Genomic DNA, 17,423 nt, shown 5'->3' on the forward strand with positions numbered 1-17,423 from the left:
TAAGGGGTTGCAATGTGTCACGGCTCTGTTACCTCTTTGCGCAGAGGAGACCCGCGAAATGATGAACCTAGCTGATCATCCCGGCCGATACGAACTGGCGAACGAGCTACACGCCCGCCCGTCACCGGCCCTGTCCGCGCCTGGAACGGCTGTCTATCTGGCGATCAAGCGCCCAGATCATGCGGCCAATCGCGACCGCGAGGCTGACCGCGCACATTTGATTGCGCTGCTGGATCGTTTCGGCGCGCCGCATCCAAGCCCCGGTGCCAACCACTATTTCGGCGAAATCGGCCGCTATCACTTGAAGTGGGAACAGCATAACGAGTTTGTCAGCTATACTGTGTTCAGCGATGGCATCTCGTCCCGTGCATTTGATCCGGCTGCCTTTGATGTTTTCCCCGACGAATGGCTGGCAGATGCACCCGGCGCGCGTATCACATCCGCCCATATCCGTGTTCAACAGATGCCAGGCACGGAAAAGGAAATGGACAAGCTGGTGCGCGAATGGTTCGTGTCCGAAAGTATTGCTTCAAACTGGGTTCTGGATCGCGCTGCGATGGTCGCTGGTGATTTTCGCATCGATCCGGCAGGGCACATGCGTCTGGTCGCGTTCATCAGTGAAAGTACAAGCAAGCGACGCATCGGACGAATTGTCCAGCGTTTGTGCGAAATTGAAACCTATAAGACCATGTCGATGCTGGGGTTTCCGGTTGCGCAGGAGATTCACCGAAAGTTGCGAAACTTGGATGGGGAGCTGACGCATCTGGTAGGTGCCATGACTCGCGGTGACGAGTTGCCAGATAATACCCTGCGCGAGCTATTGACTATTTCTTCTGAGTTGGAAGAATTAATGGCATCAACCTCTTTCAGGATGGGTGCCACCCGCGCTTATGAAGCCATCCTGAACCAACGTATCGATGTGCTGCGTGAAGAGCGTTTCCGGGGTCGTCAGACTCTAAGCGAGTTTATGATGCGCCGCTATGACCCTGCCATGCGCACAACAAAAAGTGCAGCGGCACAGTTGGAGAATATGGCTGGTCGTGCCGCGCGGGCGGGGGAGCTTCTGCGCACGCGCGTTGATGTGGAACGGGCAGAGCAGAACCAGGCGCTTTTGGAAAGCATGGACAAGCGGGCGCAATTGCAGCTTCGGCTGCAGGAAACGGTCGAAGGTTTGTCCGTTGTCGCCATCAGCTACTATGCGGTTTCGCTGGCGGGCTATCTATTCTACCCGCTCACCGACACGTTCGGTGTGTCTAAGGGGACACTTACAGCGGCGCTTACGCTGCCAGTGGTGCTTCTTGTGTGGTTGGCTGTTCGGCGGATACGGAAGTCTTTGGGGCACTGATACGCGCATCAAGCCTAGCGGCAATCCAAGCGCCAGCGATGATCGACAGAAGTGCAACCAAAGCAGCACTTGAAAGTGTCGCGACACCTGACAATCCGGCTCCAACGGTGCATCCACCAGCCAACACGCCGCCGACACCCATCAATACGCCACCAGACAGGTAGCGGCCCATTTGCGCCGGGCCTTCAAAGCCTTGAAGCGTAAACCGTCCTGCGATCAGGGCCGAGATCAGCGCGCCCAGAAGCACGCCTCCAACCAACCCAGTGCCGAAGTTTCCGCCTACGGCGCTGGATGCAGCGGTCCAGAACAGTGTGTCCGCCAAGGGTGCTGTGAAAGACAGGCTTTCCATTGTGATGGGGTCGAATTCGTCAAACAGGACCAATCCGGTTCCCAACCAGCCCAGAGGCACCAACGCCCCTAGGAGACCGGCGAGCAACACGCTGCGCAACTTGGGACGAGACTGCGCAATGAGGACACCGGCAAGCAGAACGGGCATAATAGCGCTCCAGGCTGGCAGGGTGGGGGCAGCGATCTCGATCGCCGCCAGGGAGTTTCTAAGGGGGGCAAAAATGCCCTTCAAGGTGGCCAAGGCCGCAAGGGCTGCGACGCCAAGGACAACGACGGCACGAAGATTGCCGGATGCGCTAAGGACCACCAAACGGGACAAGCAACCACGTGTCATAACCATGCCCACGCCAAACAGAATGCCACCTGCTAGAAGGGACAGGATTGGCAGTGTAGGGGCGTGGAAACGATGTTCGCCAAAGCTGATCAGATCTGCGGATACGGCCGCTTGGGTGCCGATCACCGCAACAGCCATTGCCGTCACCCAGATGGCCAGAGCGGACTGACTTTCGCGGCCGGACCCAATGATTCCGCGGCGAAGACAGAAGCGGGTTATTTCGGCCAGAACGCCGAAAGCTGCGCCAAGCCCTAATCCGAACAGGATCGAGGCTGTGCGTGGTGTTAGGGTTTCAAAACCGAGTGTCTCGAACATCTTCACGTCTCCGCATTTGGGAATATGTTCCATCTGGCGCGGCGGATTGCGTGTTGCAAGAGTATTTGAATGTGTGTGGATCGGCTTGAGCGGAAAATCATTCCGGTTTTGGCTGTGGTGTGGGAAAGTTGGCCGGATCTTGTGAAATTGCAGAACGCGGGCACTGTTTGGCAAGATGCGCCCCAAGCATTGTCCTTATTTGCGTTTTATGGTTCCGCGGGGATCGAAGGCATCTCGCAACCCTTCGCCAAGGTAATTCGCGCTTAAGACCGTCAAGGTGATCAAAACCCCGGGCCACAGCGCGCGCGCCGGTGTCAGGGTCAAATAGTCAGTTCCATCAAAAAGAAGACGCCCCCAAGTGGGGTGATCCGGTGGGAAGCCTAGGCCCAGAAAGCTAAGCGCGCTTTCGGTCACAATTGCATTGGCCAGACCAAGCGTTGCAGAAACGACGATCAGCCCCATGACATTTGGCAATATGTGCCTCCTGATGATGCCTGCAGGGCGCAGTCCAAGCGCGGTTGCGGCCGTGACGAACTCGCGTTCTTTCAAGGCTAAGATTTCGGCACGCAATATGCGGGCGGTTTGCATCCAGCTTGTCAGGCCGATCATTGTCACGATCAGCAGGAAGATGCCGGCCTCTGCACCGAACACGCTGCGCAAGCTGTCACGCCACAACATGATCGTGACCAAAAGCAAAGGGAGGACGGGCAGGGCAAGGAATAGGTCAGTGAGCCGCATCAAGGGCGCATCAAGCCAGCGGACCATCCCGGCCACCACCCCAACAGCCGTACCGATCAGCAAGGACAACATCATGGCGACCAGCCCAACCAGAACGGTGACACGCCCGCCTTTCAGGACAGAGGCAAACAGATCGCGCCCCAGATGATCGGTCCCCATCGGATGAGACAAGCTTGCGCCCAAATTGCGGTCTGTGAGGTTGATCTGGCCTGCGGTGTAGGGCCAAAGGGTTGGTCCCAGCAGAACGGCAAGCATGATCAGCCCAAGCAGCGTGCCGCCAATCACAGCGCCTTTGTGACGTCTAAACCTTGACCAGAATCCATTGCGGCGCGGTTGAGCTGCCGTGGCCTGCGGTACTGCCAGATCAGTCATACCGGATCCTCGGGTTCAGCACGCCATAGGCAATGTCGGCCAACAGGTTAAACAGGACAATCAGCACTGCGAAGAGGAAGGTCAGGGACTGCACAACGGGCAGGTCGCCGCTTTGAATGGACGAGATCAAAAGCTCGCCGATCCCGTTGATCTTAAAGATCTGCTCGGTCACGATGGCGCCTCCCAAGACCTGCGGGGCCCCCAACGCGATCACCGTTACAACAGGCAAAAGCGAGTTGCGCGCCGCGTGGGCGCAGATCACTCGGGTTTCAGATGCCCCCTTGGCCCGCGCGGTGCGCACATAGTCTTGATGCAGATTCTCGAGCATGGCGGCACGCATGTAGCGGCTGATCTGTGCTGCATTGTAAAGGGCAAGGATCGTGACGGGCATCGCCATTTGACGCAACTGGGTCATGAGGCTGGTGAAATCTGTGACCTGAAGGGTCGTGTCATACACAGACGGAAACCAGCTAAGTTTCACCGCAAATACGATGATCAGAAGCACCCCAAGGAAGAAACTGGGCACCGAATACCCGATCATCGAGACAAAAGTGCCCACATGATCAACCCAGCTGTGCTGGCGATAGGCCGAGTAAATCCCGACCGGCAGCGCAATCGCGATCCCAAGAAGATACGACAGTCCCACAACCAACAGCGTTTGCGGAAGGCGATCCGCGATCAGGTCCACCACCGGCACACGCGATGACCAGCTTAGGACGCGAAGCTGATCCGGGTCACTGATCGATATCCCGGTCCACTGGGCGATCAGGTGCAGCGGCTCGTGGATAAAGAACTGTTTACACCAAAGAAGGTAGCGAGTCAGAAGCGGGTCATCCATTCCAAGAGCCTCGCGCAGCTGGGCGCGTGTTTCGGCGGGGATGGTCATCGGCAGATTGGCTGTCGGATCATTGGGCGCCATATCCATCAATAGGAAAATGGCAAAGCTGATGAAAATCAGTACGGGAACTGAAAAAGCAAGCCTGCGCAAACTGTAGGTCAACATGGCGGTAGACGGCCTTCGGTTCCGTGACGCGGCCCATGATTGGACCACGTCTACAGTCTAGCGGTCTTACTTGGCGCGGGTCCAGTCCGCGATGTTCCAAAGTTCGCTGTCCCACACATTCATGCGCACGCCCTGAAGGGACGTTGCATGGGCGGACACTTCGCCACGATGGACCAGCGGGATCAAAGCGCCTGCCTGCATCAGCATATTATTCAACTCTTTCGAGATATCGATGCGCTGTTCCAGATCCACTGTGTTGCCAAGCTTGGCGATTAACGCGTCATAGTCCGCATCACAATACCGGGGCACGTTCATCCCCGCCCAGCCGTTCTCAGGGGTTGGAATGGCGGCACAGGTCCAGTTGTTCAGATATGGCTCGGGATCCGATCCGGGGAAGAAGTTCGTGAACATCTCAAGATCGGCATAGAACTTTTGAAACGTATCCGGGCTTGATTGATCGCCTCCGAAAAACACAGCAGGTGCAATAGCGCGCAGCTCGGTCTCGACGCCAATCTCGGTCCACCATGCTTTCAGCAAGTCCTGAGTGGTCTGACGTACCGGGTTGACGGAGGTCTGATAGAGAAGGGCCATGGAGTGACCGTCTTTGTCGCGGATGCCATCCCCATCACTGTCGGTCCATCCGGCCTCGTCCAGCAATGCCCGAGCACGATCGAGATCTTGCGTCAGGCAGTCATCATTTGCGCCCGAGGTGTAGATGGCCGGGGCGGCCAGTACGTCACAGGTCGGGCGACCCGCCTCCCCATAGGCGATCTGGACCAGAGCTGTACGGTCAATGGCCAGAGACAGGGCTTTGGTGACACGCGGGTCCGCCAGAAACGGATGGGCGCCGCCGTCACGCGTGGATCGGGCGTCGTACAAATCTGTTGCAGGGTTTGTCAGGTTGACCTGAAGCCGCTCGACCGCTGTCCCGAACGAGCTGACAACCTGTCCTTTGTTGGCGGCTTTCATCTTTGTCAGAACCTCGGGGTCAAGCTGCAAGTTCCAGGCGTAATCGAATTCGCCCGTTTCAAGCACCGCGCGCGCTGCACCCAACGCATCGCCGCCACCTTTCACAACAACCGAGGCAAACCCTGGTTTCGTAGCGTCGCGGTAATACGGGTTGATGTCATAGCTGACCACATCACCGGGCTTGAACTCGGTAATCCGATAGGGACCTGTCCCAATTGGAGAGAGGTTTTCTGCCGAACAATTCACCGCATCGGGCCCGATACAATCTGCAAACTGGTTGGCCTGTAGGACAGGAACTTCCAGTCCGACGAAGGGACCGTAGGGGTAGGGTTTGGGTTTTGCGAAACTGATTCTGACCGTGTGGGCGTCCAATGCTTCGACCTGCGAGACATCCGTGAACTTTGCCGTCATCTGGCAACCGCTGTCAGCGCTCATGCAGTAGTCAGCTGTGAACACCACATCTTCAGCGGTAAAATCGCTGCCGTCGGACCATTTGATCCCCTGTTTCAGCGTCCATGTGATCGAGCCCATGTCGGGGTCAATCCCGCCGTTCTCTAAGGTCGGAATTGCCTCTGCCAGCCACGGCAGCATTATCCCATTTTCGTCGTAGCGGGCCAATGGCTCCAGCACCAAGGATGCAGGCTCGGAATCCTTAGGAGCCGAGGCCAAATAAGGGTTTAGAAGGGTCGGGGCTTGCCAGTAAAGCAGGCTTAGCTTTCCTTGATCGCCACGGTCGGCCATGGCAGCTGAACTCAGCGCACAGATGCTCAACGTCAAATAGCCAACAGGTCTGAGGTTCACAGACATTCTGGTTCGTCCTTACATGTGATCGTGCCCGAATTCTGCCAGCCCCTGACAAAGTTCAGACGATGTTTCATTTTCTTCTGGCAGAAATCAAACTGGGTTACTGGTTTCGCGCGCCGCCCTTCTGTTAGTTGAAAGGACAACTTATTTCTGGGTTCGTTGCAATAGCGGTAACATTCGAGACTGCCAAATCACCTAAGTGTTGCATTTCTAATTTCGGTGGAAAGTTCAATATATACAGAAGCATAGGTAGTGACGTGAATGTGGAAGCGCCGGATAGGTGGATCCGAACAGATCGTCATGAAATCAATGGGTTTGTTGTATCGTGTCAGATTCAGTTACTTGAGAACCCTAGAGTTTCCCGGCAAGGTGCGGATCAAATTGCCTATGTTGCACCCAACTCGAAAGGATGATCCCATGCCGATCCGAAACAGGTTTGCCGAGCTTCATAAAGACATAACTGAATGGCGGCAGGATTTTCATAAGCACCCGGAGCTTCTGTTCGATACTCACCGAACCTCTGGCATCGTTGCCGAGAAATTGCGTGCCTTTGGCTGTGATGACGTGGTCGAAGGTTTGGGGCGTACGGGTGTTGTTGGGGTGATCCACGGGCGCAAAACGGATTCAGGAAAAGTCGTCGGATTGCGGGCAGATATGGATGCGCTTCCGATCAATGAAGCAACGGGTCTTGACTATGCGTCCGTCGAGCCGGGCAAGATGCATGCGTGTGGCCATGATGGGCACACAGCGATGCTGCTTGGCGCGGCGCAATACCTGTCTGAAACCCGCAATTTCGACGGCACCTGCGTGGTTATCTTTCAACCCGCCGAAGAAGGTGGCGGCGGCGGCAAAGTCATGTGTGACGATGGCCTGATGGATCGGTTTGGCGTGCAAGAGATCTATGGCATGCACAACTGGCCGGGGCAGCCGTTGGGGGCCTTTGCGATCCGGCCGGGACCGTTTTTTGCGGCAGCTGATCTGCTGAGTATCACGTTTGAGGGACGCGGGGGCCACGCTGCCAAACCGCACGAGACGATTGATCCCGTTGTGATGGCGGCCCAAGCGGTAACCGCACTGCAAACGATCGCGTCCCGGAACGCGGACCCGACCTTGCAGGTGGTTGTGTCGATCACATCTGTGGAAACGTCATCGACCACATTCAACGTCATCCCGCAATCGGTTGAGCTGAAAGGGACCGTGCGCACCTTGTCGCCAGATCTGCGTGATCTTGCGGAGGCGCGTATTTCCGAAATTTGCAACGGCATTGCCGCCACTTTTGGCGGCAAAGCACAGGTGACGTACAAGCGTAATTACCCGGTTATGGTGAACCACGACGAACACACCGAATTCGCCGCCTCAGCTGCGCGTTCTGTCAGCGGGGATTGCGCCGATGCTCCATTCGTGATGGGCGGAGAAGACTTCGCCTTTATGCTGGAGGAACGCCCCGGCGCCTACATTCTTGTCGGAAACGGGGATACAGCGATGGTCCACCACCCTGAATACAACTTCAATGACGAGCTGATCCCGCAAGGCTGTTCATGGTGGGCCGAAATGGCGGAAAGCCGTATGCCGATCAGCTAAAGCGTTTCCAGTTATTGTTGGATCTCAGCAATAGCTGGAAACGCCCGCTATCCCGAAATGATACACTACGTATCCACATCATGCTGCTTCAACATAATGTGGATACGCTTTAAGTGCTTGATTGGTTAGCGAAATCAGCCGCCGGTGTGGTTCATGTGGCGAATGGTCTGCCCGCGGATTTCCTGGCGGCTATAGTCGAAATCATGCCCCTTAGGCTTACGAGCGATCGCCGCATGAATGGCGTCTATCAGCACGGAATCGCTTTCCGATGCCCGAAGGGGTGCGCGTAGGTCTGACATTCCGTCATGTCCTAAACAGGTGTAGAACTGGCCGGTGCAGCTCATCCGGACGCGGTTGCAGCTTTCGCAGAAGTTATGTGTCATTGGCGTGATGAAACCGATTTTCTGTCCAGTTTCCTCGACGCGCACATAGCGGGCGGGGCCGCCCGTGCTTTCATCGAGATCAGTCAGACTTAGCCGGGTTTCAAGTTGCTGGCGCAGATCGGTCAGGGGCCAGTACTGGTCCAACCGGTCTTCTTCTCCCATGTCGCCCATGGGCATGACCTCGATAAAGGTCAGGTCCATGTCTTGTCGAGCGCACCACTCTGCTAGACCAAATACTTCGTCATCATTGAAGCCTTTCAACGCAACGGCATTGATCTTGACGCGCAACCCGGCGCTTTGGGCGGCGTCAATCCCGCGCAACACTTGTGGAAGGCGCCCCCAGCGGGTGATTTTGGCGAACTTGTCTTCATCGAGCGTATCAAGCGAGACATTGACCCGCCGCACGCCTGCCTTGAACAGATCATCGGCGAAGCGATGAAGCTGCGAGCCGTTGGTGGTCAGCGTCAATTCGTCCAGCGCGCCGCTGTCCAGATGCCGTCCCATCGCGTCGAAGAAGCCCATGATGCCCTTGCGGACCAAGGGCTCGCCGCCGGTTATACGAAGCTTTCGCACGCCCAGCCCGATAAAGGCCGAGCACAGGCGGTCCAGCTCTTCCAGCGTCAGAAGATCTTTCTTGGGCAGAAAGGTCATGTTCTCGGACATGCAATATGTGCAGCGGAAATCGCACCGATCCGTGACGGACAGGCGCAGATAGGTTACCGGGCGGTGAAAGGGGTCAACAAGCTTGGGCGTTTCCATAAGTAGACCCTAGTGCCGGGCAAGAGAACGCGCAAGACACGCTCGCGTCATTTCAACCGTTGAAAGCGGATACGAATTGCGCCAGTTTGTTGGTATGAAACAAGTATTCTTATTCTCCGCCGCTTGTCTGGCTGTCACAGGTTGTGCCGGTGTGGACATGAACAACATTATCCCATCGCCACCGCATCTGCGCGAGGCTCCGGCCGCACCCGCTGTGGCCCCAAATGCGCCACCGGCCAATGCGACCACCGTTGATGAGTTCGATACGGCCAGCGAAGGTGAAAAAGTGGCTGCTCTGTCCGCCGCGCCAACACCGGCTGGCGCATTGGGCACAACGGTTGCAAATCTGGGGGACCCCACGGTCCCGGGGTTCTGGGTTGAAACACCTTTGGTCACCAGCGTGACCGAGGGTCGGGTTCAGTCCAAGTCCACCGGGCGAACCGTCAAAGTTACGCTGAAGCCCACAACCACTGGCGGCAGCCGGATCTCGATCTCGGCTCTGCAGCTTTTGGATTTGGATTTGTCCGGATTGCATGAATTGGTGGTCTTCGGATCGTGAAGACGACTTCAGACGCGGAGTGGCTGTCGCTTGGCCGCGATCGCAAACTGGTCTCGCCATGGGCGTCATGGCGGGACATGCAGTCCGCGTTTGAATGGAATATCCCCAAACAGTTTAATATCGCAGACCGTTGCTGCGACAGTTGGGCCGGGGTTGATCCCTCGCGCATTGCTCTGACCCATGTGGCGCATGATGGATCCGCGCTGGATTGGAGCTTTGGTGCATTAAAAGAGGCCTCCGACAAGTTTGCGTCGGTTCTGCGCGACGCTGGACTACGCAAAGGGGACAGGGTCGCTGTTCTTTTGGGGCAGGGGCCTGAGGTGTTGATCACCCATTTTGCGGCCTACAAGCTTGGCGCGGTTGTGCTGCCCTTGTTCACGTTGTTCGGTGAAGATGCATTGGCTTATCGCTTGTCGGATAGCGGTGCCAATATTGTGGTCACGGACCAAGACAACATCACCAAACTAACTGCGATCCAGTCAAAGCTTCCGGGACTTGAGGCTGTGTTCACCCTGCAACCCAGTAAGGGCGCGTTGCCCTTCTGGGACATGCTCGATGCCGCATCACCCTTGCGCGGACCTATTGATACTTTGGCAGAAGATCCTGCCGTTATGATCTATACTTCCGGTACGACGGGCCCCCCGAAAGGTGTGCTTCATGCCCATCGTTTCTTGCTGGGCCATCTGCCATGCGTCGAGACGTACAACGAAGATTTCCCGCAAGCAGGCGACAAGGGTTGGACGCCTGCTGACTGGGCGTGGATCGGAGGGCTGATGGATTTGGCGCTGCCGTTTCTCTATTTCGGCGTTCCGATTGTCAGCCACAGGATGCGCAAGTTTGAGGCCGAAGCAGCCTATCGCTTGATGGCAGAACATAAGGTGCGGAACCTCTTCATGCCGCCCACCGCGTTGAAGTTTTTGCGCCAGTCAGACGCGCGACCAGATGGTGTAGACATCCGGTCAATTGGATCAGGCGGCGAAAGCCTTGGGTCTGGACTGCTCGATTGGGCCGACAAGGTGCTGGGCGTAAAAATAAACGAGTTTTACGGCCAGACCGAATGCAATTTGGTCCTATCCTCGGTCTCGGGGGCCATGGACGTGAAGCCCGGCAGTATGGGGCAAGCCATTCCGGGCCATGAAGTCACGCTGTTAAAGGCGGATGGACAGGAATGCGGACCCGGCGAGATGGGAGAGATCGCCGTGCGTGTCGGTGATCCGGTGATGTTCATGCGCTATTGGAACCTGCCCGAAAAAACAGCACAGAAAACAGAAGGTGGCTGGCTGCGTACTGGCGATCTGGCGACGCGGGATGTGGATGGGTATTTCACATTTGCCAGCCGTGATGACGATGTGATCACCTCCGCCGGCTATCGGATCGGCCCGACCGAGATTGAAAACTGCCTGATGACCCATCCCGATGTGGTCAGCGCAGCGGTTATTGGGGTGCCCGACCCTTTGCGCACCGAAGCTGTGAAAGCCGTGGTGGTCCTGCGCGCTGGCGTGTCTGACGCTGATCTGGAAGGTGCCTTAAAGCAGCTGGTCCGCGACCGGATCAGCCCTCATGTCGCGCCGCGTATCGTCGAGTTTGTTGACGCGTTGCCGATGACCGCAACAGGCAAGATCATGCGACGAGAGCTGAGGGATCGTTAACAAAGCGCCCGACAAAAGCATGTTGTAGGACCGAAACCGGTTCGACCTAGGCCAGCTGGTTCAATCTTCGTCTGTTTGTGAGTGATCGTCTTGTGAGCGATCGTCCCGCTTTCGGCCCCAGCTTTCCTCGCGCAACTTTCGCTTCTCGGCTCTCCACTTGTCCTTGGCTTCCTTTTGAAGCTGTGCGGGTGGGGGCAGATGCTTGCGCGCCTCTTTCAATGCAAAGGGTTGCAGCGTTTTCGCGTGCGGCTTCAGAAAGGCACGTGCCCGATCCGGATCGTGTTTCGACAGATCACGCACCCACCATGCGACCGCTTTCTGAATGAACCATTCCGGGTCGCTGACATAGCCGTCCGCCCAGCCCAGAATGCGATCGCGGATTGCGATGTCCTGCGGTTTGGGGTTGTTCTGTTTGGTCCAGGGCAGGGTGATGACAAGGGCTGCTCGACGCGTCCACATATGATCAGAGCGGGTCCATGCTTCGACTGTGTCCAGACGCGAAGGGTCCGCCATAAGCCGCTTCTGTCCAGCCATACAAACGTGATCCGCAATTGCCCAGCTGTCGAAATCGGGCACCCAGCTTTGGATCAAATCCCACACCGCGTCATCCGGACGGATACGGGCCTGCGTCAGAAGTTTCGCAGCCGCGATACGGGCTTCGAAGATATCAGTTTTCCACAATTGGTCGGCCAGCGACACGCGTTCTTCAACGCTCAGGCTCTGACGCCATTCCTTGGTCAGATCGTTGATCGCGGGGTTCGGGATGCCCAAAACCTCGCGCGTTTGTTTGTGATAAGCTTTCTGCCCCTCGGCGCGGCCCGGTTCGATCTGGGCCTTAAGCGCGGCCAGCGCATCATCTAAAGTCATTCTACGGTCACCGATTTGGCCAGATTGCGGGGTTGATCCACATCGGTGCCTTTGGCAATCGCTGTGTGATAGGCCAACAGTTGCGCTGGAACAGCGTAAAGGATGGGCTGGATCAATTCAGGGGCTTCCGGCAAGGAAAGCGTTTGCCACACGCCGTCGCCCGCTTCGTCAGCGGCACGCGAGTCCGAGACCAGTACCACGCGCCCACCGCGTGCCATGACCTCTTGCATGTTGGAAACCGTCTTGTCGAACAGCCCGTCATGCGGCGCCATCACCACCACGGGTGTGAACTTGTCGACCAATGCAATGGGGCCGTGCTTCAGTTCGCCCGAGGCATAGCCCTCCGCGTGGATGTAACTGATTTCTTTCAGTTTTAAAGCCCCTTCAAGGGCCAGCGGGAACATTTGACCACGCCCAAGGAACAGCACGTCACGTGCTTCGGCCAGTTTGTCTGCGATTGCTTTCGTGGCCGTGTCGATGGTTAGCGCGTGGCTCATTAATCCGGGAAGTTGACGGAGTTCCGCCAAGTGGGCGGCCAATTCCGCATCATCCAGATGGCCACGTTCATGCGCGGCCTTTAGTGCCATGATGGCAAAGCAGGTCAGCTGACATGTGAAGGCTTTCGTCGATGCGACGGACACTTCGATGCCGGCAAGGATTTCGACCGCAACATCGCTTTCCCGCGCGATCGAGCTTTCGGGAACGTTGATCAGAGACAGGATCTTGTCGGCCTTTCCTGTGGAATAGCGAAGCGCGGCAAGGGTGTCGGCGGTCTCGCCCGATTGGCTGACGAAAACGCCCAGGGTTTTGGGGGCAAAGGGTGCCTCGCGGTAGCGGAACTCGGACGCGACGTCGATGTCGACGGGTAGGCGGGCATAGTGTTCGAACCAGTATTTCGCCACCAGCCCGGCATAATAGGCCGTTCCGCAGGCCACGATGGACAGGCGATCCACTTTCGTGAAGTCGATCCCTTCCAATTCCATGGTGATCTTATCGCCCGAAATATAGGTCTCGATCACGTCCCCCACGACAGAGGGCTGCTGGGCGATTTCCTTGGCCATGTAGTGCTTGTACCCGTCCTTTTCGATCCGGGTGGCATCAAGCTTCACGTGCTTCATCTGACGGTTGGCACGACGACCGGCGCTGTCGAAAATCTCGGCGCCCGAGCGGGTGACAATGGCCCAATCGCCCTCTTCCAGATAGGTGATTTTGTCGGTCATCGGGGCCAGAGCAATTGCGTCTGAGCCCACGAACATCTCGCCTTCGCCATGTCCAATCGCCAGGGGGCTGCCTTTGCGCGCTGCGATCATCAGGTCATCGTCACCGTCAAATAGGAAACAGAGCGCGAAGGCACCGTCCAGTTTCGCAAGGGTCGCTTCGACCGCGTCTTTGGGGGATTTGCCTTGCGCGACAAAATGCTGTGCAAGCAGCGCGACGGTTTCCGTGTCGGTCTCGGTTTCGAACTCAAGCCCTTCATTCGCCATCTCTTCACGCAGTTCGCGGAAGTTTTCGATGATCCCGTTGTGAACCACTGCAACCGATCCCGCGCGATGCGGGTGGGCGTTGTCTGTGGTCGGCGCACCATGGGTGGCCCAGCGGGTATGCCCGATGCCAGATTTGCCAGCCAGTGGTTCATGCACCAGCTTGTCCGACAGGTTCACCAGCTTGCCGACAGCCCGGCGGCGACCCAACTGGCCTGCGTCGTTGATGGTTGCGATCCCCGCGCTGTCATAGCCGCGATATTCCAGCCGTTTCAGCGCCTCAACTAAGATGGGCGCAGCTTCGTGATTGCCCAAGACCCCTACAATACCACACATTTTCAGGAACCTTTCTGACGTCTGGCCTTCATGGCCTTTAACTTTTCGAACAACTTAACAGCAAGACCGGGTTTGATCTCTAACTTCGCGCGGGCGATTGCCATGGCTTCGGGAGGGACGTTTTTTGTGACCACCGTGCCCGTCGCGGTCATCGCGTCATCGCCGATTGAGACAGGGGCCACAAGACATGTATTCGACCCGATAAAAGTGCGCGCCCCAATATCGGTATGGTGTTTCGAGACGCCGTCGTAGTTGCAGGTGATTGTCCCTGCGCCGATATTGGCACCTTCCCCAACACGCGCGTCGCCCACATAGGACAGGTGGTTCACCTTCGCACCTTCTTCGATCTGTGCGTTCTTGATCTCGACGAAGTTGCCAATCTTGGCGTGTTCGGCCAGCTCTGCACCCGGACGCAGGCGCGCGTAAGGCCCGACCACACCACCGCGGGAAACATGGCACCCCTCAAGGTGCGAGAACGCGCGGATGCGTGCGTCGCTTTCGACCGTCACGCCCGGGCCAAAGACCACGTTGGGTTCGACCACTGTGTCACGTCCAATCACCGTATCATGCGCGAAATAGACGGTGTCGGCTGCGATCAGCGTCACACCGTTTTCGAGCGCCTCGGCGCGGGCGCGCCTTTGGAAAATCTCCTCTGCAGCTGCGAGTTCTGTGCGTGAGTTGATGCCCAGTGTTTCGGCCTCGTCACAGGTGACAACGCGTGCTGTCAGCCCCTTGTTTCGGGCCACTTCGATGATGTCTGTCAGATAGTACTCGCCCGAGGCATTGTCGTTTCCGACCCCGTCAATCAGGTCAAAGAGAGTATTCGCGTTGGCAGAAATTACACCGCTGTTACAAAGGGTTACTGCGCGTTCCTCATCAGAAGAATCTTTAAACTCAACGATGCGGTCAAGCGCCCCATCTTTGACAATCAAACGACCGTAGCGCCCCGGATCTGCGGCTTCGAACCCCAGCACCACCACATCTGCACCTGCAGCGCGCTCAGTGGCCATTGCTTCCAATGTTTCGGGTCGGATGAAAGGTGTATCCCCATAGAGGACAATCGCGTCCCCATCGAACCCATCCAGCGCGGTTCGGGCTTGTGCAACCGCGTGGCCGGTGCCCAATTGCTCTTCCTGCACGGCTATCGTGATGTCTGGGTCCAGATCGGTCGCGGCCTTCCGCACCAGCTCTGCCCCATGACCAACCACCAGCACGGCGCGATCGGGTGCCAGCGACGCCCCGGACGAAAGCGCATGTGCGAACAATGGCGCTCTGGCCACTTCGTGCATCACCTTGGGAAGATCCGAGTTCATCCGTGTTCCCTTGCCAGCGGCAAGGACAATTAGGGCTGTCGCCATATCGATCTGCTCTTTCAATTTCTTTTGGCCCGTTTTACCCCTTGGGGCGCGGCTCGCAAGTAAAAGACGTTCAATTAACCTTACGCGAGGTTACAGGCTTCGGCGAGGAATTGCCAAAAGGTATCATCAGCATGACGAATAGTAACGGTAAACGCACAGTGATTTTTGATCTGGATGGCACGCTGGCGGACACGTCGGGGGATCTGATCGCCTCGGCAAATGCGTGTTTTCATGCCTTGGGGCATGGAAAGCCATTGGACCCGATAGCGGATGCGCTGACCGCATTCCACGGCGGGCGGGCGATGTTGCGCTTGGGATTTGAGCGTTTGAACGGAAAGGCTGATGAAGCGGCCGTGGATCGGGAGTTTCCCAATCTTCTGAAAGCCTATGAGGCCGATATTGATCGCCATACGGTGTTATACCCCGGTGCAATGGACGCTGTCGGGCGGTTGCATGGCGCGGGTTATGCGGTGGGTATTTGCACCAACAAGCCCGAAGGGCTGGCGCGGTTGCTTTTGACGCGTTTGGGTATTTTGGAAAGCTTCACCTCGTTGATTGGGGCGGACACTTTGCCGACGCGCAAACCTGACCCGGCCCCGTTTGTGGCGGCGGCACGTCAGGCAGGCGGTGATCCCAACCGGGCGCTTTTGGTCGGGGACACGGTGACGGATCGCGATACGGCAAAGGCCGCTGGGGTTCCGTGCATCCTTGTTGGATTTGGGCCTGAAGGCGCTGGCGTGGCAAGGCTGGCCCCTGAAGCGATGCTGGACCACTATGACGCGCTGGATGCGACGGTGGCGCAGCTGATCGGATAGATCCGCGAAAGCTGCCCATTGACCACAACGCGCTGCGCGCGCAGTGTCGGCCCATGAAAGAACGATTCACCGGAAATTTCACCCAGCAAGAGGCCATCCCAGACGAAGGGATCAAGGCTGCGCTGGACGTGCTGAACCACGGCAGATTGCACCGCTACAACGTGGCAGAGGGTGAGGTGTCACACACCGCCCTGTTGGAACAGGAGTTCGCGGCGTTGATGGGGTCGAAATACGCGCTGGCCGTATCCTCGGGCGGGTATGCCATTGCAACGGCGTTGCGCGCTGTGGGGGTGGCGCCGGGGGATCGGGTTCTTACCAACGCGTTCACGCTGGCCCCTGTGCCGGGTGCAATTGCGTCTGTCGGCGCAACCCCTGAGTTTGTCGAGGTGACCGAGGCGTTAACCATCGATCTGGACCATTTGGCCAAAATACTGGCCTCTGATGATACGCCAAAGGTCCTGCTTCTCAGCCATATGCGGGGCCATATCTGCGACATGGATCGCCTTATGCAGATCTGTGATGCAGCGGGCGTTAAGGTGATCGAAGATTGCGCCCATACGATGGGTGCGCGCTGGAATGGCATCTTATCTGGTCGCCATGGCGTGATGGCCGCGTACTCCACTCAAACTTACAAGCACGCGAATTCGGGTGAGGGTGGGTTGCTGATCTCGGACGATCCGGACCTAATGGCGCGCGCGATCATCTTGTCGGGCAGTTACATGCTGTATGAACGCCACTTGGCAGGTCCGCCGCCCGAGGCCTTTGAGAAAATCAAATACATCACGCCCAACATCTCGGGTCGAATGGACAATCTGCGGGCCGCGATCTTGCGTCCACAGTTGGCAAAAATAGACACTCAATGCGCAGCTTGGAATGCGCGCTATCGGGCGGTCGAAGAGGGTCTGCGCAACACGCCCGGCCTGACAGTGATCGAACGCCCCGAGGCCGAAGACTATGTCATGTCCTCGTTCCAGTTTCTCTTGTTGGACTGGCACGAGGATGCAGTGGCAAATGTGATTGTACGCTGTGCGGATCGGGGGGTCGAACTGAAATGGTTCGGCGGGGCTGAACCCCAAGGGTTTACAAGCCGTTATGACAGTTGGCGCTATGCGGATACGCCGGTTCTGCCCAAGACGGACCGGATCTTGGAAGCCGTGTTGGATCTGCGTCTGCCACTGACCTTATCGATCGACGACTGCAAGTTGATTGCGCGTATTATCCGCGACGAAGTGGCGATTTCATTTCACGAGAAATGATATATCTTATCAACCGAAAAATCCTTTTAATAAAGGATTGGTTTGGCTTAATTTTTGACGTTTGGATATATCCGAAGAGATAACTGGCCCTATTGGGGGGTATTTTGCTGACCTAGGGTAACTCAATTCAGGCGAGAGCGGCAGAAGACCG

At 57.2% G+C, this 17,423-nt stretch carries 14 protein-coding genes; 6 read left to right on the forward strand and 8 right to left on the reverse strand.

The window, feature by feature from the left end; genetic code table 11:
- Nucleotides 1-58: 58 nt before the first annotated feature.
- The gene (locus MWU55_RS08190) at nucleotides 59-1,345 is read left to right on the forward strand and encodes a DUF3422 domain-containing protein (protein WP_246935559.1); all 1,287 of its coding nucleotides are present in this window, start codon (nucleotides 59-61) and stop codon (nucleotides 1,343-1,345) included.
- On the opposite strand, the gene MWU55_RS08195 is transcribed toward MWU55_RS08190, so the two are convergent.
- The 4 genes from MWU55_RS08195 to MWU55_RS08210 all read right to left on the reverse strand — a co-directional run bounded on the left by MWU55_RS08195 (nucleotide 1,278) and on the right by MWU55_RS08210 (nucleotide 6,231).
- A complete protein-coding gene (locus MWU55_RS08195; protein ID WP_246935560.1) occupies nucleotides 1,278-2,375 on the reverse strand; it encodes a YeeE/YedE family protein in 1,098 nt (365 codons plus the stop codon). The two genes, MWU55_RS08190 and MWU55_RS08195, sit on opposite strands and share 68 nt — an antisense overlap.
- A 162-nt stretch (nucleotides 2,376-2,537) precedes the next feature.
- Complete coding sequence (locus MWU55_RS08200; RefSeq protein WP_246935561.1) at nucleotides 2,538-3,452, reverse strand: ABC transporter permease; 915 nt, start codon at nucleotides 3,450-3,452, stop codon at nucleotides 2,538-2,540.
- On the reverse strand, nucleotides 3,445-4,455 hold the full coding sequence (locus tag MWU55_RS08205; protein WP_246935562.1) for an ABC transporter permease: 1,011 nt from the start codon (nucleotides 4,453-4,455) through the stop codon (nucleotides 3,445-3,447). Before MWU55_RS08205 ends, MWU55_RS08200 begins: the two co-directional genes overlap by 8 nt.
- A 66-nt stretch (nucleotides 4,456-4,521) precedes the next feature.
- The gene (locus tag MWU55_RS08210) at nucleotides 4,522-6,231 is read right to left on the reverse strand and encodes a peptide ABC transporter substrate-binding protein (protein WP_246935563.1); all 1,710 of its coding nucleotides are present in this window, start codon (nucleotides 6,229-6,231) and stop codon (nucleotides 4,522-4,524) included.
- A gap of 414 nt (nucleotides 6,232-6,645) precedes the next feature.
- Between MWU55_RS08210 and MWU55_RS08215 the strand changes: the two genes are divergently transcribed.
- Nucleotides 6,646-7,809, forward strand: coding sequence for a M20 aminoacylase family protein (locus MWU55_RS08215; RefSeq protein ID WP_246935564.1), 1,164 nt, complete (start codon nucleotides 6,646-6,648; stop codon nucleotides 7,807-7,809).
- Nucleotides 7,810-7,943: 134 nt separating this feature from the next.
- On the opposite strand, the gene moaA is transcribed toward MWU55_RS08215, so the two are convergent.
- Entirely contained in the window at nucleotides 7,944-8,951 is a 1,008-nt protein-coding gene (gene moaA, locus MWU55_RS08220; RefSeq protein WP_246935565.1) for a GTP 3',8-cyclase MoaA, read from the reverse strand.
- 94 nt (nucleotides 8,952-9,045) lie between these two features.
- On the opposite strand from moaA, the gene MWU55_RS08225 reads away from it, so the two are divergent.
- Both MWU55_RS08225 and MWU55_RS08230 read left to right on the forward strand, forming a co-directional pair.
- Nucleotides 9,046-9,510, forward strand: coding sequence for a D-galactarate dehydratase (locus tag MWU55_RS08225; protein ID WP_246935566.1), 465 nt, complete (start codon nucleotides 9,046-9,048; stop codon nucleotides 9,508-9,510).
- On the forward strand, nucleotides 9,507-11,159 hold the full coding sequence (locus MWU55_RS08230) for an AMP-binding protein (protein ID WP_348646222.1): 1,653 nt from the start codon (nucleotides 9,507-9,509) through the stop codon (nucleotides 11,157-11,159). The genes MWU55_RS08225 and MWU55_RS08230 overlap by 4 nt, the downstream gene beginning before the upstream one ends.
- Nucleotides 11,160-11,219: 60 nt before the next feature.
- Here the strand turns inward: MWU55_RS08230 and MWU55_RS08235 are convergent, their stop codons facing one another.
- Genes MWU55_RS08235 through glmU form a run of 3 tightly spaced genes read right to left on the reverse strand, consistent with a single transcriptional unit; the run spans nucleotide 11,220 to nucleotide 15,201 of the window.
- Nucleotides 11,220-12,026 carry a DNA alkylation repair protein gene (locus MWU55_RS08235; RefSeq protein ID WP_246935567.1) on the reverse strand — a complete coding sequence of 269 codons (807 nt, stop codon included), beginning with the start codon at nucleotides 12,024-12,026 and terminating at the stop codon, nucleotides 11,220-11,222.
- The gene (glmS, locus tag MWU55_RS08240; protein ID WP_246935568.1) at nucleotides 12,023-13,843 is read right to left on the reverse strand and encodes a glutamine--fructose-6-phosphate transaminase (isomerizing); all 1,821 of its coding nucleotides are present in this window, start codon (nucleotides 13,841-13,843) and stop codon (nucleotides 12,023-12,025) included. Before glmS ends, MWU55_RS08235 begins: the two co-directional genes overlap by 4 nt.
- Before the next feature lie 2 nt (nucleotides 13,844-13,845).
- Complete coding sequence (gene glmU, locus MWU55_RS08245) at nucleotides 13,846-15,201, reverse strand: bifunctional UDP-N-acetylglucosamine diphosphorylase/glucosamine-1-phosphate N-acetyltransferase GlmU (protein ID WP_246935569.1); 1,356 nt, start codon at nucleotides 15,199-15,201, stop codon at nucleotides 13,846-13,848.
- Between the two features lie 131 nt (nucleotides 15,202-15,332).
- Between glmU and MWU55_RS08250 the strand changes: the two genes are divergently transcribed.
- Both MWU55_RS08250 and MWU55_RS08255 read left to right on the forward strand, forming a co-directional pair.
- On the forward strand, nucleotides 15,333-16,016 hold the full coding sequence (locus MWU55_RS08250; RefSeq protein WP_246935570.1) for an HAD-IA family hydrolase: 684 nt from the start codon (nucleotides 15,333-15,335) through the stop codon (nucleotides 16,014-16,016).
- A gap of 53 nt (nucleotides 16,017-16,069) precedes the next feature.
- Nucleotides 16,070-17,272: an aminotransferase class I/II-fold pyridoxal phosphate-dependent enzyme gene (locus MWU55_RS08255; RefSeq protein WP_246935571.1), complete on the forward strand. Its 1,203-nt coding sequence runs from the start codon at nucleotides 16,070-16,072 to the stop codon at nucleotides 17,270-17,272.
- Nucleotides 17,273-17,423 lie beyond the last annotated feature (151 nt).

Source organism: Aliiroseovarius sp. F20344 (assembly GCF_023016155.1).
In the GTDB taxonomy this organism is placed as follows: Bacteria; Pseudomonadota; Alphaproteobacteria; order Rhodobacterales; family Rhodobacteraceae; genus Aliiroseovarius.